Annotated in this window: 17 protein-coding genes; 7 read left to right on the top strand and 10 right to left on the bottom strand. The window is 73.0% G+C overall.

What is annotated here, in order from left to right:
- Nucleotides 1-14: 14 nt before the first annotated feature.
- On the bottom strand, nucleotides 15-1,196 hold the full coding sequence (locus tag ABD841_RS29025) for an FAD-dependent oxidoreductase (protein WP_344978442.1): 1,182 nt from the start codon (nucleotides 1,194-1,196) through the stop codon (nucleotides 15-17).
- A gap of 53 nt (nucleotides 1,197-1,249) precedes the next feature.
- Here ABD841_RS29025 and ABD841_RS29020 point away from each other — a divergent pair, with 53 nt between their 5' ends.
- Nucleotides 1,250-1,819: a PadR family transcriptional regulator gene (locus ABD841_RS29020; protein ID WP_344978440.1), complete on the top strand. Its 570-nt coding sequence runs from the start codon at nucleotides 1,250-1,252 to the stop codon at nucleotides 1,817-1,819.
- Between the two features lie 168 nt (nucleotides 1,820-1,987).
- Here ABD841_RS29020 and ABD841_RS29015 read toward each other — a convergent pair whose 3' ends face one another.
- From ABD841_RS29015 to ABD841_RS29000, 4 genes are all read right to left on the bottom strand, one after another.
- A complete protein-coding gene (locus ABD841_RS29015; RefSeq protein ID WP_344978438.1) occupies nucleotides 1,988-2,710 on the bottom strand; it encodes a TetR/AcrR family transcriptional regulator in 723 nt (240 codons plus the stop codon).
- 217 nt (nucleotides 2,711-2,927) lie between these two features.
- Nucleotides 2,928-4,217, bottom strand: coding sequence for a cytochrome P450 (locus ABD841_RS29010; protein WP_344978436.1), 1,290 nt, complete (start codon nucleotides 4,215-4,217; stop codon nucleotides 2,928-2,930).
- A 191-nt stretch (nucleotides 4,218-4,408) separates the two neighbouring features.
- Nucleotides 4,409-6,667: a family 2 encapsulin nanocompartment cargo protein terpene cyclase gene (locus ABD841_RS29005; protein ID WP_344978434.1), complete on the bottom strand. Its 2,259-nt coding sequence runs from the start codon at nucleotides 6,665-6,667 to the stop codon at nucleotides 4,409-4,411.
- Nucleotides 6,668-6,837: 170 nt separating this feature from the next.
- The gene (locus ABD841_RS29000) at nucleotides 6,838-7,542 is read right to left on the bottom strand and encodes a hypothetical protein (protein ID WP_344978432.1); all 705 of its coding nucleotides are present in this window, start codon (nucleotides 7,540-7,542) and stop codon (nucleotides 6,838-6,840) included.
- A gap of 129 nt (nucleotides 7,543-7,671) precedes the next feature.
- On the opposite strand from ABD841_RS29000, the gene ABD841_RS28995 reads away from it, so the two are divergent.
- From ABD841_RS28995 to ABD841_RS28985, 3 genes are all read left to right on the top strand, one after another.
- The gene (locus ABD841_RS28995) at nucleotides 7,672-8,250 is read left to right on the top strand and encodes a GNAT family N-acetyltransferase (RefSeq protein WP_344978430.1); all 579 of its coding nucleotides are present in this window, start codon (nucleotides 7,672-7,674) and stop codon (nucleotides 8,248-8,250) included.
- Between the two features lie 141 nt (nucleotides 8,251-8,391).
- Nucleotides 8,392-10,386 (top strand): LuxR C-terminal-related transcriptional regulator, encoded by a 1,995-nt coding sequence (locus ABD841_RS28990; RefSeq protein WP_344978428.1) that lies wholly within the window; start codon nucleotides 8,392-8,394, stop codon nucleotides 10,384-10,386.
- A 288-nt stretch (nucleotides 10,387-10,674) separates the two neighbouring features.
- On the top strand, nucleotides 10,675-11,343 hold the full coding sequence (locus tag ABD841_RS28985; protein WP_344978426.1) for a VOC family protein: 669 nt from the start codon (nucleotides 10,675-10,677) through the stop codon (nucleotides 11,341-11,343).
- 51 nt (nucleotides 11,344-11,394) lie between these two features.
- Here the strand turns inward: ABD841_RS28985 and ABD841_RS28980 are convergent, their stop codons facing one another.
- Nucleotides 11,395-14,016, bottom strand: a complete 2,622-nt coding sequence (locus ABD841_RS28980; RefSeq protein WP_344978424.1) for a CHAT domain-containing protein — start codon at nucleotides 14,014-14,016, stop codon at nucleotides 11,395-11,397.
- 130 nt (nucleotides 14,017-14,146) lie between these two features.
- Here ABD841_RS28980 and ABD841_RS28975 point away from each other — a divergent pair, with 130 nt between their 5' ends.
- The 3 genes from ABD841_RS28975 to ABD841_RS28965 all read left to right on the top strand — a co-directional run bounded on the left by ABD841_RS28975 (nucleotide 14,147) and on the right by ABD841_RS28965 (nucleotide 16,718).
- Nucleotides 14,147-15,592, top strand: a complete 1,446-nt coding sequence (locus ABD841_RS28975; RefSeq protein WP_344978422.1) for a S8/S53 family peptidase — start codon at nucleotides 14,147-14,149, stop codon at nucleotides 15,590-15,592.
- A gap of 66 nt (nucleotides 15,593-15,658) precedes the next feature.
- Nucleotides 15,659-16,234: an RNA polymerase sigma factor gene (locus ABD841_RS28970; protein ID WP_344978419.1), complete on the top strand. Its 576-nt coding sequence runs from the start codon at nucleotides 15,659-15,661 to the stop codon at nucleotides 16,232-16,234.
- 49 nt (nucleotides 16,235-16,283) lie between these two features.
- Nucleotides 16,284-16,718, top strand: a complete 435-nt coding sequence (locus ABD841_RS28965; RefSeq protein ID WP_344978416.1) for a hypothetical protein — start codon at nucleotides 16,284-16,286, stop codon at nucleotides 16,716-16,718.
- A 10-nt stretch (nucleotides 16,719-16,728) separates the two neighbouring features.
- Here ABD841_RS28965 and ABD841_RS28960 read toward each other — a convergent pair whose 3' ends face one another.
- The 4 genes from ABD841_RS28960 to ABD841_RS28945 form a co-directional block, all read right to left on the bottom strand.
- A complete protein-coding gene (locus ABD841_RS28960) occupies nucleotides 16,729-17,790 on the bottom strand; it encodes a YihY/virulence factor BrkB family protein (RefSeq protein WP_425582061.1) in 1,062 nt (353 codons plus the stop codon).
- A 201-nt stretch (nucleotides 17,791-17,991) separates the two neighbouring features.
- Nucleotides 17,992-18,699: a DUF3618 domain-containing protein gene (locus ABD841_RS28955; RefSeq protein WP_344978410.1), complete on the bottom strand. Its 708-nt coding sequence runs from the start codon at nucleotides 18,697-18,699 to the stop codon at nucleotides 17,992-17,994.
- Nucleotides 18,675-19,076, bottom strand: coding sequence for a phage holin family protein (locus tag ABD841_RS28950; RefSeq protein ID WP_344978407.1), 402 nt, complete (start codon nucleotides 19,074-19,076; stop codon nucleotides 18,675-18,677). Before ABD841_RS28950 ends, ABD841_RS28955 begins: the two co-directional genes overlap by 25 nt.
- Entirely contained in the window at nucleotides 19,073-19,873 is an 801-nt protein-coding gene (locus tag ABD841_RS28945; RefSeq protein WP_344978404.1) for a F0F1 ATP synthase subunit B family protein, read from the bottom strand. Before ABD841_RS28945 ends, ABD841_RS28950 begins: the two co-directional genes overlap by 4 nt.
- Nucleotides 19,874-20,052: the final 179 nt, after the last annotated feature.

Genomic DNA, 20,052 nt, shown 5'->3' with positions numbered 1-20,052 from the left:
CGGAACCGGCGTGTTCAGCGAGACACCACGGCCACCGGGTCGTCCCAGGAGATCCGGTAGTCGTGCATCCAGGCCAGCGAGTTCTTCCTGGCCATCCGCCGCATGATCACCGGTAGGACGAGATCGCGGACGAAGGCGCCGGCGACTCCGGGGGCTTTGCCGTCTCCGTTGCGTTTGCCCTGCGCCACGATCCGCTCCACCCGGTCTCGCCGCAGCCGCTCGAACGCGGCGAACGCGGCGTGGGTGTCGGGGGTGTCGCGGAGGCATTTGGCCAGCACCACCGCGTCCTCGATCGCCATGGACGCGCCCTGACCCGACGAGGGCGAGGTCGCGTGCGCGGCGTCACCGATGATGACCATGCGCTCGTTGAACCACGTGGGCACGGTCGGGAAATCATAGGTGTTCCAGCCGGTCAGGATGTGCTCGGTGCCGCCGATGATGTCGAGCATCGGCCCGGTGTCGTCCCTGAACAGTTCCGTCAGCCTGGCGCGCCACTGCGAAGGAGTGATCGCCGCGAGTTCCTCCCGGGTCGGTTCCCCGGGGCTCGGCGGGTTGGCGAACCACCACACCTCTCCGCTCGGGTGGATCAGGTACCCGAAGAAGCACCTCTTCCCGAAGATGAAGTAGCTCGTTCCCGGTTCGCCCGGTACCGCGACGCCGTGTGCGAAACCGCCCGTGTTCAGCAGCCCGACGTGCCGGGCGCGTGGCGCGCCGGGGTCGATGATCGTGCGCGTGCGCGAGCGCAGCCCGTCGGCGCCGATCAACAGATCGCCCTCGGCCGCGCTCCCGTCGGTGAAGAGCGCCCGTACCCCGCCCGTGGTGGTCGAGGCGTCGTCGAGACGCTTGCCGTAGTGAATCCGTACGCCGCGCCGTACGGCCTCATCGCGCAGCGCCCGGTAGAGGTCGGCGCGCTTCAGTGTCCGGCCGGGGTTGCGGAAGGAGGCCAGCAGCTTGCCGCGACCGTTGGAGATCCGCATCCGCGGCGAGTCCATGCCCAGGTCGCAGACGAGATCGTGCAGGTCGAGGACGCGCAGGGCCTCAAGTCCGTTGGCCGCGAGCGTGAGAAAGGCGCCCACGCCTTCGGAGCCGCGGTCGTACGCCTCGAAGACGTCGCTGTCCAGGCCGGCGCGCTGCAGGGCCATGGCCGTCACCGGGCCGGCGATGCCCCCGCCGATGATCAGAGCTTTCCTAGTCATGACATGACTATACATAAAATAACTAATCTGTGGCCGGCACTACCATGTGCGGCATGTCTCCGAGGCGGTCTCCCCTGGCCATGGCGGTGCTCTCGCTGGTCGGCGAGGAGCCCATGCACGCGTACCGCATGCAGCAGCTGATCAAGGAGCGGCACAAGGACGACGTGGTCAACGTCGCGCAGCGCAACAGCGTCTACCAGACCATCGAGCGGCTTCTCCGCGACGGGCTCATCGCGGTCCGCGGAACCTCGCGCGAGGAGAACCGGCCGGAAAGGACCGTCTACGAGCTCACCGGCACGGGCCGCGAGACGTTGCGGCAGTGGATGCGGACGATGCTCTCCACGCCGGCTCGCGAGTTCCCCGAGTTCCCCGCCGCGCTCGCCTTCCTGCCCGTGCTGCGGCCCGATGAGGTTCACGCGGCGCTCGAAGAGCGTCTCGCCGCCCTGCGGGCACAGCTGAACGAGCTGGACGGCGAGCTGACCGAGAGCGGGAGGTTCCTGCCCCGGGTCTTCCTGGTGGAGTCCGAGTACCAGCGGGCCGTGCTCGTCGCGGAGCTCGACTACGTCCGGGCCCTCGCCGACGACCTGCGCGCGGGCCGGGTCACGTGGGACGACTCCCTGTAGCGCCGAACCGGGGCAGCGCCGTCGGCACTTGGGATCGCTACGTGGCGAATCCGGCGGGCAGCCCACCGCTGCTTTGCGGCTCACCGTGGCTACGGAGGTCCCGGGCGGCCCTGAACGTTTCGTCCCGGGCCGTCCTGAACGTTCCTCCCCGGCACCCTGCGACCGGGGCTACACGACTCCCGCGCCCGGCCGGTCGAGCCCGGCCGCGAGCTCGGCGATGGCCTCGTCGCACTGCCGGCCGAGGAGCGTCATGTCCGGCCGGCCCACGTCCGGGGTCTGCCGGAGCCATCGGTCCAGGACGACGCGGAGCGCCGTCAGGGCGGCGGCCGCGCACAGGAGCGGATAGATGGGATCTCTGGATCGTCCGGCTGTCTGGTACGCGGTGGAGTGCGCCGCCGGATGACCGATGTGCTCGGCGATGGCGTCGGCCAGGGCCTTCTCCTGGGCGGCGAGCACGGCCAGTTGCCGGGGCACCAGCGTGGGTGCTGAGCGGATCAGTTGCAGGGCCTGGATGTAGTTGCGGCTGGCGGCGTCGTCCTGGTTCATGACGATCAGCACCGCCTCGCGGAACGCCTGCAAGACTGTTTCCGTCCGCGGCCGGGCCCGGAACTGGGCGATGAGTTCCTGCGCGGCGGCCGACAGGGTGGCCACGACTGCTTCTTCCTTGCTGGAGAAGTAGTTGAAGAAGGTCCGCAGTGCGATGTCGGCCTCGTCGGCGATCTGCTCGACGGTGACGTTCTCGACGCCGTGGCGCAGGGAAAGGCGGAGCGCGGCCTCGCGGAGCGCGGCGCGGGTGGCTTGTTTCTTGCGTTCGCGGCGGCCGACGACCGGCGGCGCCGCACCCGTCACGGCGAGGTGGGCCTCCTCGTCGCCCGACGCGGGCTGAACCACTCCGACCTCCTCCTCCACGGCTTTTCATTATGGGCGGCCGAGACCGGCGTCGACGCAGCCGATATCCGCGGGGACGGCCCCATGGCAGGCGCCGGTCGACGTCGGCGCGGCGTCGCACCTCCGTCAGAGGCCCAGTCCGCCGTTCACGCCGAGCACCTGCCCGGTGACGAGGGCGACCCGGCCGGCGTCGTTCGTCGCTGTCCTTTCCTCGGTGGGCTCAGGCCCAGGTGACCGGCAGGGAGTGCACGCCGAAGATGAGCATCTCGTCGCGCAGTGGCACCTGCTCGGCGGGCACGGCCAGGCGCAGGTTCGGCAGGCGGGTGATCAGCTCCCTGAGGCCGATCTGCATCTCGACGCGGGCCAGCTGCTGGCCCAGGCACTGGTGGACGCCGTGCCCGAAGGCCAGGTGCGGGGTGCGGGGGCGGTGCACGTCGAGCCGGTCGGGGTTGGGCCAGTGCCGGGGGTCGCGGTTGACCTCGGGGGTGGCGATGACGACGGTGGCGCCGGCGGGGATGTCCGCGCCGCCCAGGGTGACGGGCTCGGTCGTGACCCGGCTGACCCCCAGCTGGATGATGGTCAGGTAGCGCAGCAGTTCCTCGACCGCGTTGTCGATGCGGGTGGGGTCGTCCCGCATCGCGGCGAGCTGGTCGGGGTGTTCCAGCAGGGCGAAGGTGCTCAGGCCCAGCATGTTGGCGGTGGTCTCGTGGCCGGCGCCGAGCAGGACGAGGGCGACGTCGACGAGCTGAGCGTCGGTCAGCGGCGGGTCGGCGTCGTGGACGAGCCCCGACAGCAGGTCGTCGGCGGGGTTGGCGCGCTTGTCGGCGACCAGGCGCTGCATGAACGCGTACAGTTCCGCCCCTGCGACGGCCCGCTCCTCGTCGGTGGCGTTGGCGTTCAGCCCGACGGCGGTGCGTTCCTGGAACTCGGCCCGGTCGGCGTAGTCGACGCCGAGCAGCTCGCAGATGACCAGCGAGGGCAGCGGCAGCGCGAACGCCGGCACGAGGTCGGCCTCGGTGCCGGCCGCCTTCATCGCCTCGACATGCTCGATGGCGATCTCGGTCACCCGTGACTCCAGCGCCCGCATCCGTCGCACGGTGAACTGGCCGGTCAGCAGCCGCCGGATCCGGGTGTGCTCGGGCGGGTCCATGAAGACGAAGAAACCGTCCTCCCGGCCGGCGAGGGTCGTGTCCGGCTCGGGTGTCGTGGCCGCCATCTCGGTCACCTCGTACGGTTGCAGCGACGTGGCGTCACGATGACGGACCTTGTCGGCGCTGAAGCGGGCGTCCGACAGCACGGTGCGGGCCTCCTCGAAGCCGGTCACCAGCCACGCCTGCGCGCCGTTGAGCAGGGGCAGCGGCTGTACCGTGCCCTGGCCACGCCGCGCCCGCAGGCCAGGCGGCGGATCGAACGGGCAGCGTCCGCGCTCGACCATGTCCGCGGGCAGGATCCGGCGCATCGCCGTGGGGCCGGCGCCGGGAGACTCCTCGGTCAGGCTGTTGTCGTTCATCGGCACATCCTGTTCTCGGGCGGGACCGCTCATCAGGCGCCCGGGGCGAAGGGCGCAACCACCCTACAAAGGATGCACAATGTGCATCAATGCGCGTCATGCATGATTATCGTCGCGGCGGTTGAGCCGCTCCACGCGTCCCAGACCGGAGGCGGGCCCCGGGCCGGGCGCGCGGGAGAGCCGGTCGTCCGTCAGCCGCGTGTCCCCCCGGTCACGCCCGGCGCCGCGAGCCGCACCGCCGACGTGCCGAGGCCCACGGGCAGGAAGGGGAACGAGAAGCCCGTCGGCACGCTCGGGGTCAGGATGCGGCGAAGCTCGGCCTCGGTGTAGCGCACGCACCTGCGGTGCCATTCCAGGATCCCCGACATCCACTCCTTGAGGTCGTCGGCGTGGCGGGTGAGGATCCTGCGGACCGGCTCGTCGAGGGCGAAGTCGTCGAACAGCGCCGGCAGGTCGTTGGCGACGATGTGCTCGAACTGCCGCATCCGCGCCGTCATCAGGTCGGCCACGATGTCCCGGGCCCGCAGCCGGTCCACTCCCAGGAAGTTCTCCACCACCAGGACGAGGTTGTGGATCTCGCCCTCGAACTCGATCTCCTTCTGGTACGAGAACAGGTCGTTGACGAAGCAGGCGTAGTCCTGTGCCGCGGTGTCCAGCTCGCGCATGACCCGTGTCCGGTAGATCTCCGGGGACACCACGTCCCAGTGCGCGAGCCGGGCCAGGCTCCTCGTCATCTCCGACCCGAACGTCTTGCGGCGCATCTCGATGTAGTCGACCGGGTCGGGGATGCGGTTCTGCGCCTGGTTGGCCAGCTCCCAGAGCCAGCTGGAGGTCATGTCCTCGACCGCCTCGCGGAACTGCCGCCGGGCGGGCACCGTCATCGGCCCCGCGGTGCGCCGCCACAGGTCCGCCAGGCCCCGCTCGATCGGGTTCGTCGGCTCCGGGGTGGCCCCGGCGTCCAGCGGCATGAACGCCGGGAGCCGTTCGTTGCAGAGCTTCGCCGCCGCGAGGTCGCGGGTCGTCCCGAACACCACGGGGAAGTAGTCGTCCCCGTACGTCCCCCAGGTCAGCCAGTCGGAGGACAGGTTGAGCTGTTCGGGGGTGGCGTCGGCGTGGATCATCGCGGCGCAGTGGGGCAGGTCGAGGCCGAGGAAGCGCCGCTCGTCCCAGATCCCGCCGACCTCCACGCCGGGTACCGAGTCGAACATGCCCATCCGGCGCGCCCAGCCGACCGCGTAGCGGCGCGCGGCGTCCAGGTGGGGGCTGGTGCGGATCGGGTAGGGCATGTGGAAGTCGGGCAGCGGCAGATGCCCCACCGGCTGGAACGGCACATGGGAGTGCTGCCGGAGTCTCCGCCGCAGCCCCGTCCTTCCCGGGGCGAGCGCCATCCTGGCGGCGGAGGTGCCCAGGCCGGTCGGACCTCTCAACACGTCGGCGGGGTCCGAGGCGGCACCCTCGTTCATGTATCGGCTGGATCTCGCGTGCCACTCGTGCCCGCCGGACTGCCAGTCCTGCAGGCCCTTGACGTAGGCGGCCACCCCGGCCTGCTCGTGCGGGGGCACGGCGTGCTCGGCCAGCAGGGCCGGAACCTCGATCAGCGCCGTGTTCTCGAACTGCTGCAGCCGGGAGGTGAGCAGGTCGTTGACGAGTTCGGCGGCCTCCTGCGTCGAGCAGTCGAAGAACCGCTCGAAGACCAGCACCGCGTTGGAGTTCTCCCCCTCCTCCTGGACCTCGCGCTGGTAGGAGAACAGGTCGTTGCGCAGGTGCACAGCGTCCGAGAACGTGTCCGACAGGACCTGCATCGGCCTCGTCCCGGCGAGGCCGTCGGGGATCTCCGCGTGGACGGCGTACTCGACGAGGTTCGCCGACCACGGCGCCCCGCCGACCCTGCGCCGCATCTGCACGTACTCGATCGGGTTGGCGATGCGGCCGCGGTCGATGTTGTCCAGCTCCCACATCGACTCCACCATCAGGTTGTGGGTGCTGGTGATGAAGCGCTGCCGCCATCCCTGCGACATCGCCGGCACCGTGCGTTCCCACAGGTCCTTCAACCCCGCCTCGGCCGGGTTCTCCGGTTCCGGGGGCGTCTCCCCGTCCGCGGTCATGAACAGTTCGAGGCGGTCGAGGTAGGCCTTGGCCCCCGTCAGGTCGCGGGAGTACTTGAAGTGCTCAAGGAAGTGGTCGTCGAAGAAGAACACCCAGACGTACCAGTCGGTGATCAGATCCAGGGTGGGGCCGTCGCAGTCGGGGTGGGTGTAGGCGCACATCAGGGCGTAGTCCATCTTGGCCAGCGCCGCCTCGTCCCAGACGACGCCTCCGCCCGGCTTGGGCGCGTCGAGCATGCCCATCCGCCTGGCCCAGGCCGCGCTGTGCTCGCGGGAACGTTCCAGGTGGGGATTGATCCTGGCCGGATACGGCATGTAGAAGTCGGGCAGGGTGAAAGCCTGCATGAACGTGCCTACTCTCTTTAACCTACCGATGCTGTTCACTGACGGTAATGAGAGTTGCACTTTGAGTGCCGTATCGCAAGATCCGGCCGGTGATGTCTCCTGACCGGCCGCCACCGCGTGGCGATTCACGTCGCACCACCGGCGCCGGCCGGCCTGCCGCCCGGTTCCCCTCAGACGGCGATCCACGTCGCGCTGCTGGCGCCGACCAGCCTGCCGCCCAGTTCGTAGACCGCCCCGCTCGCGAAGCGCTTGCGCCGCTCCGTGCCCTCGTTGCGGGCGACGACCACGTAGGTGGCACCGGGGCGGACCGGTCGCCGGACGTGGGCGGTGAGCCTGCCCAGCAGGGCCGCGCCGCCCCCGATGAGGTGCGTCCAGCCCGTCGGGCAGTCCAGCGCTCCCCATACGTGGCACAGAGGCAGGGTCTGCGACCATTCGGCGAGCCCGTGGTGTACGTGCCACAGGGCGGCGAACATGCCGGGCTCGCCGGTCGGTCCGGGATGGATGCGCAGGCCTTCCCCCGGCTTCCGGTCACCGCAGACGAAGCACCCGGGAAACGGGTGGACGTCCATGCCCGGGAAGTTCCGTTCCGCGGCGGCGGCCTGTTCGGGGGAGACGAACGGGGGCGGGAGCGGATCGTCGTCCACCGTTCCGGCCTCCACCAGCAGTTCGGATCCGTGCAGGAGGCGCACCCTCGGGGGTGCGCACTCGATGCGCAGGACGGTTTCGAGAGGCGTCGGGGCCCGGAGGGTCACCTCCACCGCCCGGCCCGCCGGCAGGTAGCTCGCGACCAGGCCCGAGATCCACCCTCCGTTCGCCGTTCCCTCCGGGCCCCGGAAACGCTCCGGCACCCGCACCTCGTGGATGGGAGTCTTCATTGTCCGTTCTCTCCTTTCTCAGGACGAGAACAGGATGAGCGCGCGACCTTTCACGGCACTTGTAGCGGAATGTCACCGCAAAGATGATCCTTAAGACTCTCCCCGCGCCGAGGACGGCGCGGGAACCCTGTGATCACACCGAGGGCGGACATGGTGGAGGAAGAGCACAGCGGCACGGACGCCGGCGGGGACGGGCCGATCCGGTCCGAGCCCATCGGCACCGAACGGCTTGTCCTGGTCCCGCTCCTCGCCGAGCACGCCGGGGAGATGGCAGCGGTGCTGTCCGACCCGGAGCTGCACGCTTTCATCGGCGGCTCCCCGGCCACCCCGGGTGAGCTGCGCTCCCGCTACGAGCGCCTGGTCGCGGGCTCGCCCGATCCCGGCGTCTCCTGGCACAACTGGGTGATCAGGCTGCGTGGCGAGGAGTGCCTGGCGGGCACCGTCCAGGCGACGGTCGGCACCGGCGAGAACGGGCGCGTCGCGGAGGTCGCCTGGGTGGTCGGAACCCCCTGGCAGGGACGGGGCATCGCCACCGAGGCGGCCCGCGGGCTCGTCGCCTGGCTCCGGCGGCAGCCGGTGCGGAGCGTCGTCGCCCACATCCACCCCGGGCACCGGGCCTCCGCCGCCGTGGCCTCGGCTGCGGGGCTCGCCCCCACCGACCGGTGGCAGGACGGGGAGGTGCGGTGGGAGCTGGAGATCGGAGGATGAGACCGACGGCCGCCGGGGCGCGGACGGGGCACCCGGCGCGCACCCCGCATCGGGAGTGGGCGGACACGTCCCGGACCCGCACGGCGTGCTCGCCGGGCGCTTCCCCCTGTATCAGGGACGGGCGGGCCGCCTCTTACCCGTGTGAGGAACCCACGATCCCCCTGGCCGTTCACCGGCAGGGCTGAGGAACTGGATCTCGTACGGCGGAGCCTGGCGGCCGGGTGCCGAGGCACCGTCGTGATCGGGGCGGCCGGCAGCGGCCGGAGCCGCCTGGCCGCCGAGGCGGTACGCGACCTGGAACACGTGCGGGTCGCGGGGACGCGTGCCACCCGGACGCTCTCGTCCGGTGCCTTCACCCACCTGTTGCGCGGTCCCGCCGGGTACGGGGAGGACGCCCGGAGCCGGGCCCGGGCGGCCAAACAGGACACGCAGAGCCAGGCGCGGGCGGTCGAGCAGGCGCTGGGACGGGCGCGGGTGCTCGTCGTGGACGACGCCCACCTGCTCGACGGTTCCTCCGCGGCTCTCGTCCACCACCTGGCGCTCCGGGGCCGGGTCCGCCTGCTCGTCACGGTGCGGACGGGCGAACCCGTCCCGGCGGGCGTCTCCCGGCTCTGGGAGGACGGGCTCCTTCCGCGCCTGCCGCTGGCCCCGCCCTCGGAGGAGGCGTGCGCCGAGTTGCTGTCCCGGGCGGTGGGCGGGCACGTCGACGCCCTCACCGTCCGCCGCCTGTACCGGGCGAGCGGGGGCGACCTGCGGCTCCTGCACGAGCTGGCCGTCGCCGTCCACGCGGGCGGCGACCTGAACCAGGTGTCGGGCACGTGGACCTGGCGGGGCACGCCGCCGATGACCGCACGCGTCGTGGCGCTGGTGGAGGACGCGCTCGGCGGTCTCACCCCGCGGGAGCGGGAGGCTCTGGAGCTCGTCGCCTCCGGCGGGCTGCCGTCCGGTCCCCGGGCCGCTTCCACGGCGCTTCCCGTCCTCGACGAGCTGCGGGCGAAGGGGCTCGTCACCGTCGACGACGGGTTGTCGGTCAGGCTCGCGCACCCGCTGCACGGCCCGGTGCTCCGGGCCACCGCCGGGCGGGCGGGGACGGGCGGGGCGTCCGGCGCGCGGCGGTCCCCGCGGCCCTTCGCCGCCGCTCTGGCGGCCGAGTGCGAGGAGCTGGCCGCGCGCGTGTACGGGGGGCGGCTCACGGACGTCCCGCGGGGCGTCGGCGAGCGGATGGCGGAGGACGACACCGGCTGGGACGAGCCGGCGATGCCGGAGTTCTGTGCGTGGCGGGCGCGGGTGGCCCGGCTCCGCGGCGAGGTTCGCGAGGCCGTCGTGTGGAGCCGCGAGGGGTTGCGCCGCTCCCCCGACCACCGTGCCTGCCTCGCCGAGCTCGCGCACGCCTCCGCCTATCTCGGTGACCTGGCCACGGCGTGGCGGGCCCTCTCCCGCGGCCCGCTCGCCTCCGAGGAGGATCCGGCGGCGGAACACGCCAGGACGTGGGTGCTCGCCGCCCAGGGAGATCTCGACGGAGCGCTGCGGCGCGCGCTCGGCACCGCGGGGATCGGGCCGTCCGACCTGTACGGCGCCGCCGGGGATGGGCCGGGTGTCCCGCGCGACCGCGCCGGGGAAGAGCTGTTCGCCCTGCACGACCTGGTGCGGCTGGGCGCGCCGGAGCCGGTGGCCGGGCGGCTCGGCGAGCTGGCCGGTCGGGTGCGGGGAGACCTCGCCCCGCTGCTGGCGCGGCACGCGTCGGCGCTGGCCGGGCGGGACGGGAAGGCACTGGACGAGGTGGCGCGGCGGCTCGCCGCGCTCGGCCTGAGGTTGCACGCGGCCGAGGCGGCCGCGCACGCGGCCCTGACCCACACCGACCCGCACGCCTCACGCGCGGCGAGAGCCCTGGCGTCGGCGCTGGCCCGCGCATGCCAGGGGGCGCGCAGCGCGGCCCTGGTGGACCTGGCGCTACCGCGGCTGACCGCCCGCCAGCGGCAGATCGTCAACCTCGCCGCCACCGGCCTGACCAACCGGCAGATAGCCGAGCGGCTCACGGTCTCGGTCCGCACGGTGGCCAACCACCTGTGCGACGCGTACGCGCGGCTGGGCAGCAACGACCGGGCCGCGCTGGGACGGCTCCTCAGCGTCGGCTAGCACCGCGTAGGCCGTGGCCGGGGCGCCGGTGTCCGGGCCGCGGGCATGGCGGTCACCGGCGTCGAGGCATGACCCATGAATTCGCGCGGAGGTAACTCTCCGGATATATGACGTCGACTTTCCGCTCCCCCCGGAGGCGATGCGCGAGAAGGCTGACGGAGAGTATTCGCTACATGGGTTTTCGCAGGTCGGATCCGGTTTTATTTTTTTCATGTGCGCAAATTACCCATAAATGAAAGAATGCCGCCCGAACCGGATCGGAAAAGCGCTCGGGAAAGGCGATGCGGAATGGCCGAGGAGACGGTGCGGGCGAATGAGACGGTGGTGCCGGTGCTTCCCTGCGTGTCGGCGCGGGAGACCCTGGACTTCTATCGGGCGCTCGGCTTCGAGGTGACCTACGAGCAGACCAGGCCGTATCTGTATCTGGCCCTGCGCTGGAGCGGGTTCGACCTGCACTTCGGCGCTCCGCCCCGGGGCATGGACGAGCCGCGGGAGGACATCGGGGGGTGCCTGGTCATGGTCGACGCGGTCGCCCCGTACCACGCCGCCTTCACGCAGGCCATGCGCCGGGCCTACGGGAAGGTGCTGTCGCAGGGGCTGCCGCGCATCACCCGGTACCGGGCCGGGGCGAGCCGTTTCACGCTCGTGGATCCGTCGGGCAACTCCATCGTCTTCATCCGGCGCGACGAGCCGGCGGAGCTGGAGTACGGCGGATCGAAGAAACTGCAGGGGCTCGCCAGGGCCCTGGACAACGCCCGGATCCTCAGCGAGTTCAAGAACGACGACCGCGCCGCGCTCCGGGCGCTCAAGTCGGCGCTCCGCAGGCACGGCGACCGGGCCGCGGCGCTCGATCGCGCGCTGGCCTACGCGACCCTCGTCGAGCTCGGCGCCGCGCCGGAGGACTGGCGGGGGAAGAACAACGGCTCCGGAGCCGCTCCGGAAGCCCGTGGCGGTTGACCGGGGCCGGCACCGGCCGGCCGAGTCCGCCCGGTGCCGTGACCGGAGCGGTCAGGCGGCGCCGATGGCGGAGAAGGACCAGGCGGTCGCCCGGTGGAGGGGGTCGTCCGGCATGGCGAGCCGGGCGTCGCGGAGGGCCTCGGCCATCCCCAGACCGCGCCGCAGGCCCTCGTGCAGGGCCAGCATCAGCGGGACCACGGCCGCGTCGTCGACCGGCACCGAGCTGGCCACGATCCCGGCCGTGCCCAGCGGGAGCAGCGCCGCGGCGAGGCCGAGCAGTTCGTCGGCGCCGACGGGTTGCATCCTGCCGGAGTCGCAGCTCGACAGGACGATCCGGTACGGGGCGCTGCGCAGCCGTTCGAAGTCGTGCACCGTGAGCGGGCCGTCGTCCATCGTGAGCGAGGAGAACATGGGGCTGTCGGCGCGGAAGGCCCCGTGCGCGGCGATGTGGGCGAGGCCGCTGCCGTCGAGCGCCGCGAGCACGGCCGAGGCGACCGCGGTGCCGTTCCCCAGCACGGTCGCGTCGGCGTACCGGGCGGCCAGGCGCGGGACCTCCGCGCCGCCCGTCGCCAGCCCCGGGCCGCGGACCAGCACGACCCGCTCCGCGGGCGGCTCGACCCGCCGGGCGCGGAGCCAGGCGCTCGCGGACGGCGACACGCTCAGCACCCGCTCGCGCAGCGCCGGCAGCAACGCCCAGGGCACCCCGTGCAGCCTCCCGGGCGGCACGACGACGACGGGACCGTCCCCGAGGTGGCGGGCGGCCGGGCCGAGCAGCGACTCCTGCAGGCGGCGCCCGCCCGCCTCCAGGACGGCCAGGCGGCCCGCGGGCCCGCCGTACGCGAGACGGCGCAGGCCGGCGCGGGCGTGGTCGGCGTCGATCGCGGCGTCGGCGAGCCGCCCGGCGGCAAACCTGCGTACCCTCCCCCGGCCGCAGAGCAGGACGTGCAGGTCGCCGTCGACGGCGACGATCTCGGCCAGCGTCCCGTCGCCGAGCCGGTCGAGCAGCTCGCCGACATCGAAGCGGCGCCCGTCGGTCCCGCCCTCGCCCCGCATGCGGAGCGTGCGGGCTCGGATCCCGCGTTCGAGGCGTCGCTGCTCGCGTTCCAGGGCCGGGACCGGCGTCCCCTCGGGCCGGGCCGCCTCGATCCGGCTGCTGATCTCACGGAAGGCGGTCACGTCGCGCAGGAGCTCCGGGTCGTCCGGCGGGCGGGTGGGCGGGACGGCGAGCGCGGTGGCGCGCCAGCGTTCGCTCCAGACGAGGAGGCGGCGGGCGTCGCCCCGGGTGAGGGCGGCTCGCTGGGCCAGGGCGGCCAGTTCGGCCCCCTGCTCGGTCGCCCGGGCCCGCAGTTCGGAGGCGCCGAGCGTCATGCGGTGCTCGTCCAGCAGGTCGAGGCCGCGGCGGCAGGCGTCCAGCACGCCGCGCGTCCGCCCGTCCGCCGCGGCTCGGAGCGCCTGGGCCACCCAGCCGTCCACCCGGGCGAACGCCGGGCCTCTGGTCCTGCCGCGCGCGGCGGCGGCCAGGTGCCGCTCGGCCTCGGCCGCCTGGCCGAGGGCGAGGGCGACGCGGCCGGCGAGCAGGGACGCCTGGACCGTCTCGGGGGAGCGCAGCTCGGCCAGGCGCGCCGCCACCGCGGTGGCGTCCCGCAGCGAGCGCCCGGAGGCCCGGCCGGTCGCGAGCCTGGCCTGGACGAGCACCAGCCGGGCGTGGGCCAGCCACCAGTCGCGACGCTGACCGGAGAACAGCCGGACGGCGGTGGTGGCGCGCGCGACGGCCGCGTGCGGCCGGCCCGCCGCGATCGCGGACCGCGCCGCGATCAGCAGGAGCTCGGCTCCGCGTGTCGTCTGCCCTCCCATGCGGTCGAGGAGCTCCGCGGCGGCGTCGGCCTCCTCCAGCGCCTCATGCGCCAGCCCCGCCGCCAGCAGGGCGCCGCAGCGCCGGATGTGCAGCACGAACATGGGCGTGCCGAGAGCCTCGTAGCGCCCGGCGGCCTCGTCGAACAGGCGCAGCGCGGCGGGCAGATCGCCGGAGCGGAACGCCGCCAGGCCCCGGCTCTCGACGGCGTCGGCCTTGTCGTGCTCCTGGTCGGTGGTGTCCCAGAGCCGCTGGGCGGCGGCGAAGTCGGCCTCGGCCCGCTCGACCGAGCCCATGGCCAGGTGGACGGTGGCCCGGAGGGTGAGCGCGCGGGCGGTCCAGATCGTGTCCTGGGCGCGGCGCAGGACGGGGACGGCCCGCCGGAGGTCGTCGAGCGCCTCCCGGTGCATGCCGAGGACCCACCGGACGTAGCCGCGCCGGAACAGCACCCGGGCCCCGGTGACGCCGCTCCCCCGCGCGATGGCCGTCTCCAGCGTCGCCAGGCCCTGCCTCGTCCGGCCCGCGTGGACGAGCGCGGCGCCCAGCGCCCCCAGCACGTCCGCCTCCCGGTCCGGGGAACCGGACCGGGCGGCCAGGGAGCGGGCGAGACGCAGGTGGTCGAGCGCGACCGCCAGGTCGCCGAAGTCGCGCTGCCAGATGCCGATGACCTGGTGGGCGACGGAGGCGTCGTGCGGGGAGGGACGGGCCGCCAGCACGGCCCGCGCCCCGGCGAGCGCGTCCGCCGGGCGGGCGAACACCAGGGGGAGCAGATCGAGAGGGTCTCCCGCGGGCCGCGGGATCCGCGCGGTTCCCCCAGCCACGGATCGATGTTAAACGTGAGGTGTTCGGGGCGTCCATGCCGCGCGGCTCGCGTCGGAGGTGTATCAGCCGGGCACCGAGCGGCTCCTGCTTGACAGCGAATGAAGGCATCTTCGAGACAAGGACCGTGGCATGGGCATGGCACCAGACAGGTTCCGGGAGCAGTTCCACCAGATCCAGCAGGCCATGGCGGACGTCCCCCTCGCCGCCGGACCGGCCGGCGCGCCGCAGTTCCTCTACGAGAAGGGGTACGTGCTGGCCAGGGAGAGCGAGGCCGAGGAGGTCGCCGAGCTGATCCGGGACAGGTTCCGCGAGGAACCCGGCAGGGAGGAGCAGGTGGAGCGGGTGGGACGGAGGTATGACCCCGGCGGGGTGGCCAGGATCCGGGTGGGGCGCGGGGAAGACCGCGACCCGTGGAGCGACCGGGACGTGACGGACGCGCTGGAGGCCGTCCGCGGCCGGGAGCGGGAGACCGGGCGCCGGATGGTGACGCGGAACCACGTCGTGTCCATCGCGGTGAACTGCTGCCCCGGTGACGAGCCGGTCCCCGTGGCCCCGTGCCGTCCGCCGAACCCGGCGGTGGACGCGGGCGCGCCGGGCGGCGGGACCGTGCGGGTCCTGGTGGTCGACACCGGGCTGGTGACGGACTACGACACGCACTCGTGGATAGGCCACGTCGGTGGCAGGGGGAAGAGAGAGGGTGAGGTCGACACCGAGGGGATCCTCAAGCAGTACGTCGGCCACGGCACCTTCATCACCGGGCTGATCGGCGCCGTCGCCCCGCACGCCGACATCACGGTGCACAACACCTTGGAGAACGCGGGCGCGATCCTGGAGAAGGATCTCGGCGACAGGCTTCTCGAAGATCTGGCGGCGTTGGGGAGGTGGCCCGACATCATCAGCCTGTCCGCCGGGACCCCGACCACGTGCGTCGAGACCCTCCTGGGGCTCGAACGCTTCATGGAGAGGCTGGCCGCCGAGCCCCGCACGCTGCTCGTGGCGGCGGCGGGGAACAACGGCAGCGACGAGAGGTTCTGGCCCGCGGCCTACGCCGGGCAGCCGGAGTACGCCGACGTCGTCGTGTCCGTGGGAGCGCTGCGCAAGGACGGCTCGGCCCGTGCCTGCTTCAGCAACCACGGGCCCTGGGTGAAGGCGTACGCTCCGGGGGAGCGCCTGGTGAGCGCCTTCACCGCGATGGACGGCACTCCCGTGCGGTACGACTACCAGCACTCGACCTACGACCACTGCCGGTACGGCTCCACCTACGACTGCACCTGCCAGTTCCCCCCGCACCGGGGGGAGCTCACCGAGAACATGGCGGCGTCGCCGACCGCCGTACGGGACCGCGTCGAGTTCGACGGGCTCGCGCAGTGGAGCGGCACCTCGTTCGCCACGCCCCTGGTCGTCGGCATGATCGTCAACCACATGATGGCGAACCCCGGGGTCGGCTCCCGGCAGGCCGCGCGTGATCTGCTCGCCGGCAGCCCGGCCGCCACGGTGCAGGGCAGGTCCACCCGTGTCCTGTTCCCGCCCACGTGGACACCGTCCGCGGTGCAGGAAGCGCCGCCTTTGTCATGAGAAATCCCTCGGCCGGGCCGGCACTCCGGCGTACGATGACAGTCCCTGCGGCAGAGGGACGTCATCGTGGACCGAGACTCGATCGGCATCCTCTTCCGCGCGGCGGCGGACGGCGACGCCGCGGCGTGGAAATCGTTGGTGGAGGGGCTGAGCCCGCTCGTGTGGGCCGTCGTGCGCTCCCACCGCCTGACCGACGCCGACGGCCACGAGGTGTACCAGACGACCTGGTTCCGGCTCGTGCAGAACCTCACGCGGATCCGCGAGCCGGAGCGGGTCGGGGCGTGGCTGGCCAGCACCGCGCGGCACGAGTGCCTCAAGGTGCTCAAGGCCGCCCGCCGGGTCTCGCCCAGCGACGACGCGGGAACGCTCGACCGCGCCGCCGACGACCACACGCCGGAGCAGGCGGTGATCGAGTCGGAGGAGGCCGCGGTGGAGCAGGAACGCGTCCGGCAGGTCTGGCAGGCCTTCCAGGATCTCGGCGAGAACTGCCGCCGGCTGCTGCGCGTGCTCATGGCCACGCCTCCGCCCGGCTACCAGGAGGTGTCGGCCGCGCTCGGCCTCGCCGTCGGGAGCATCGGGCCGATCCGGCAGCGCTGCCTGGGGCGGCTGCGCGTCCTTCTCGCCGAGCGAGGCGTCTCGTGATGTCCTTCCCACGGCCGCAGCCGGGGGTCTCCGCGCCCGGGGAGGCCCGATGAACGACGACGAGCTGGAACGTGAGCTCCGCCGCGCGGGCGGGCTGTTCGACCCCGTCCCCTCCGATCTCCTGCAGACCGCCGTCGAGGCCTTCGCGCTGCGCACGCTCGACGCCGAACTGGCCGAGCTGGCCTTCGACTCCCTGACCGAACCCGCCCGGGTGAGGGGGGAGGAGCGGCCGCGCATGCTGACCTTCCACGCGCCGGGGCTGACCGTCGACCTGGAGATCACCGGTGGCGGCGCGGACGGGCGCGTCGTGGGCCAGCTGATACCGCCGCAGGCCGCGCGGATCGAGCTGCTGGGCCGGCAGCCGGCCGCGCTCACCGCCGACGACCTCGGCCGGTTCGTCTGCGAGGTGGTCCCCACCGGCCCGTTCAGCCTGCGCTGCCGGCTCGCCGGCGCGGTGGTCGCCACCGAGTGGGTCACCGTCTGACCGGGCCGGGTCACCGGGCGCCGTCGTCCCCGCCGAGTCTGCGCGCGTCCTCCTCGTCGAACTTGCGGGTGTCGCGCGGCTCGACATAGGGCTCGACGTCCGCCGGCTGTCCGGCCTCGATGGCGCGTTCGCGGGCGAGCTCGGCGTCGAACTCCACCCCGAGCAGCACCGCGATGTTGGAGATCCACAGCCAGATGAGGAAGACGATGACGCCCGCGAGCGCGGCGTAGGTCTTGCTGTAGGAGCCGAAGTTGGCGACGTAGAACCCGAACGCGGCCGAGGCGGCGATCCACAGCACCACGGCGAGGGCGCTGCCGGGGGTGAGCCAGCGGAACCCGGGATGCTCGACGTTGGGCGAGGCCCAGTAGAGCAGGGCCAGGACCATCGTCACGATGATCACCAGGACCGGCCATTTCACGATGCCCCAGACGGTCACCGCGGTCTCGCCGACCCCGAGGAGCCGTCCCGCCTGCTCGGCGAGGCCGCCGGTGAACACCACCGCGACCGCGCCGGCCGCCATCAGGATCACCAGGACGGCGGTGATGGCCAGGCGCAGCGGCAGCGTCTTCCAGATGGGCCTGCCTTCGGGCATCTCGTACATGACGTTGGCGGCCCGCATGAAGGCCCCCACGTATCCCGAGGCGGACCAGAGCGCGACGGCGATACCCGTGACGGCGGCGAGGCCGGCCGCGCGCTGGCTGCTCTGCAGGGCCTGGAGCACGGTGTCGATGGTCTGCCGGGCGGGTCCCGGGGCCAGGGCTCCCAGGTTGTCCACGAGCGGCTGGGTCGCCGACTGGCCGAACAGCCCGAGCAGCGAGACCACGGCCAGGAGCGCCGGGAAGATCGACAGGACGGCGTAGTAGGTGAGGGCGGCGGCCCAGTCGGTGAGGTTGTCCTGCTGGAACTCCTTGACCGTGCGTTTGAACACGCCCCACCACGACCGCCTGGGCAGCTCGGCCGGGCTCTCCGGCCCGGCTTCGCCCGCCGGCCCGGTCCCGGGACCGTCCACGCGCGCCGGACGGCCGGCATCGGCGGAATGAGGGGCGGGATGTTTGAGGTCATGACGTGACATGGGGACACCGTCCTCGATCTGGGACCGCCGCCCTGCCGGTCGGCGGGGCGGCGGCGTCCGGGCGGCCCGCGGGGTGATCACGTGCCCGTCGGGCCCGGCGGCCGGGGTCGCTCGGGCCGAGGGTCTCGGCCGGAGCGACCGGCGCGGGCCCGGTGGGGAGCCGTGGTCACCGCCGCGACGGCACCGGTGGTGGGATCCGCGTCAGTAGCCGGTGGTGGAGCGGTTCTGGTCGGCCACCCGCCGGGCCTGGTCGCGGGCCTCGCTCCCGGTGGCCTGCGCGGCCTCCGTGGCGGTCTCCTTGACCTGCTGGGCGGCCTGCCGGGTCGCCTCCTTGGCCTCCTGGCCCAGCTCCTGGGCCGACTCCCGCACCGCTTCCTTGACCGGCTGGATCACTCCCTCGGCCTGCTCCATGAGCTGGCCGGCGGCCCGCTCCTCGGCCTCGGTCCTCGGGATGAGAGCCGCGGCCAGGAGCCCGGCGCCGAACGCGATCACCCCGGCCGCCAGCGGGTTGCCCTGGGTGCTCCGCATCGCCTGCTCCGGTGCCCGCTGGACCGCCTCGGCGGCCTGCTGGGCGCCGTACCTGACGGTGCCGGCGGTGTCCGCGGCCACGTCGCGGACCGTGCCCGCGGTGTCCGCGGCCACGTCGCGGACGGTGCCCGCGGTGTCCGCGGCGACGTGGCGGACGGTGTCCGCGGCGTGTGACGCCTGCTGACCCACCCGGTGGGCGGCGTACGACGGGGTGCCCATCACCCGCTCGCGGACCGAGTGCATCGCACGGCGCACCCTGTCGGTGCGGCGCCGCACGATCCGCGTCGGGCTCGTCCGGTCCGCGAGCCGCTCCACGTCCGCGGCCAGCTCGGCCCGGGTGGCGTTGATCTCAGCCCTTATTTCCTCAGGTCCCGCGCCCATCGCGCATCCTCCTTCAGCGTTTCGACGGTCCGTTCCGGCTTGGGCGACACCTCGCGCAGCCGGGCGCGCCCGGTGACGTAGAGCACCGCTCCGATCACCGCCCAGACGGCGGCGACGATGAGCGCGGCCCAGCCCAGGTCCATGACGTTGCCCAGGCCGAACATGACGGCCAGCGTCACCAGCAGGGCGACCATGTATCCGGCGAACCCCGCGCCGCCGAGCAGCCCGGCCGCCTTGCCGGCTTTGGTCGCCTCCTCGCGGACCTCCGCCTTGGCCAGCTGGAGCTCCTGGCGCATCAGCTTGGACAGGTCTTCCCCGATCTCGCCGACGAGCTGTCCCAGGGACGGCTCCCGTGGTTTGGCGCTCGGGTAGGTCATCGGAGGTCACCGCCCGGATTCCTCGGCGAGGAACCGCTGGTCCCGCCGTACCGCTCCTGCGGCGTGGCTGGCTGCTCCGGGTACGTCTCGGCGGGTGTCCGGTACGGGTCGGCCGGGGTGCCGTACGTCGTGCCGTACGGTCCGGTCCCGTAGGGCTCGGCGGGCGGCGTGCCGTACGGATCGGTCCCGTAGGGTTCCGCGGGCGGCGTGCCGTACGGATCGGTCGTGGGCGTCTCGTACAGGCCGGACCGCGGCTGGGCGGGAATCCTCGGCGTGGTACCGCCGTACGGGCCGGTGCCCCCGGTGGAGGAGCCGGACGTGGCGCCGCCCGACGCCTTGGCGAGCCTGCCGACGAGGAAACCGGCGGCGAGGGCTCCGGCCAGGAACGCTCCAGGACGGCGGCGCGCGAAGTTCTGGACTTCCTCGACCACCCCGGTGAGACCATGCTGCTCCAGGTAGTCGGCGGCTCGCCGTCCCCCGTCGGCGACCTGCTGCACCACCCCGGACACCGGCGAGTCGGGCTTGCCGCCCTCACTCATCGATGCCAGGTCGTCGGCCCACTGGCGGATCCCCTGAGCGGCGCGCCGGCTCTGCTGCTGCGTCTGCTCGCTCACGCGGTCGCGCAGCTGGTCGACCACCTGGCGGGCCTGCTGCCTGGCCTCGCCGGTCACGGCCTGCGTTTGCCCCTTGGCGGTCTCCGCCACCTCTCCGGCGGCGGATCTGGCCTGCTGGGCAGTGCTCTGCGGCTGCCCACCCTGCCCGGGGCGCTCCCCCACCCCGTTCGGAAACTCAGTCATCGATGCCTCCAGAGGTCGTGCATCTTCGGTTGGGGCGCCGCTACCCCCCGTACTCGACTCCACGCACGGAATCATCAGAAAGCCATCGGAAAGATCTACCCTTTGGCCGCTTTTTGCCGTGCTGAGCTGGGACTCGTCCGGCCCGGTAAATTTTCACGCCTCCGGGTCGGCGGCCCGCG

The organism is Streptosporangium fragile (genome assembly GCF_039534445.1).
GTDB lineage: Bacteria > Actinomycetota > Actinomycetes > Streptosporangiales > Streptosporangiaceae > Streptosporangium > Streptosporangium fragile.
The sequence above is the reverse complement of the archived record's forward strand: the minus strand, read 5'-3'. Positions and strand labels throughout refer to the sequence as shown.

What these genes read in the sequence shown, in the direction of transcription:
- ABD841_RS29010 (WP_344978436.1), bottom strand. Translation starts at nt 4,217, where the DNA reads ATGAACGACAACAGCCTGACCGAGGAGTCTCCCGGCGCCGGCCCCACG.
- ABD841_RS29000 (WP_344978432.1), bottom strand. Translation starts at nt 7,542, where the DNA reads ATGAAGACTCCCATCCACGAGGTGCGGGTGCCGGAGCGTTTCCGGGGC.
- ABD841_RS29020 (WP_344978440.1), top strand. Translation starts at nt 1,250, where the DNA reads ATGTCTCCGAGGCGGTCTCCCCTGGCCATGGCGGTGCTCTCGCTGGTC.
- ABD841_RS28985 (WP_344978426.1), top strand. Translation starts at nt 10,675, where the DNA reads ATGGCCGAGGAGACGGTGCGGGCGAATGAGACGGTGGTGCCGGTGCTT.
- ABD841_RS28965 (WP_344978416.1), top strand. Translation starts at nt 16,284, where the DNA reads ATGAACGACGACGAGCTGGAACGTGAGCTCCGCCGCGCGGGCGGGCTG.
- ABD841_RS29005 (WP_344978434.1), bottom strand. Translation starts at nt 6,667, where the DNA reads ATGCAGGCTTTCACCCTGCCCGACTTCTACATGCCGTATCCGGCCAGG.
- ABD841_RS28950 (WP_344978407.1), bottom strand. Translation starts at nt 19,076, where the DNA reads ATGACCTACCCGAGCGCCAAACCACGGGAGCCGTCCCTGGGACAGCTC.
- ABD841_RS28955 (WP_344978410.1), bottom strand. Translation starts at nt 18,699, where the DNA reads ATGGGCGCGGGACCTGAGGAAATAAGGGCTGAGATCAACGCCACCCGG.
- ABD841_RS28975 (WP_344978422.1), top strand. Translation starts at nt 14,147, where the DNA reads ATGGGCATGGCACCAGACAGGTTCCGGGAGCAGTTCCACCAGATCCAG.
- ABD841_RS28960 (WP_425582061.1), bottom strand. Translation starts at nt 17,790, where the DNA reads ATGTCACGTCATGACCTCAAACATCCCGCCCCTCATTCCGCCGATGCC.
- ABD841_RS29025 (WP_344978442.1), bottom strand. Translation starts at nt 1,196, where the DNA reads ATGACTAGGAAAGCTCTGATCATCGGCGGGGGCATCGCCGGCCCGGTG.
- ABD841_RS28945 (WP_344978404.1), bottom strand. Translation starts at nt 19,873, where the DNA reads ATGACTGAGTTTCCGAACGGGGTGGGGGAGCGCCCCGGGCAGGGTGGG.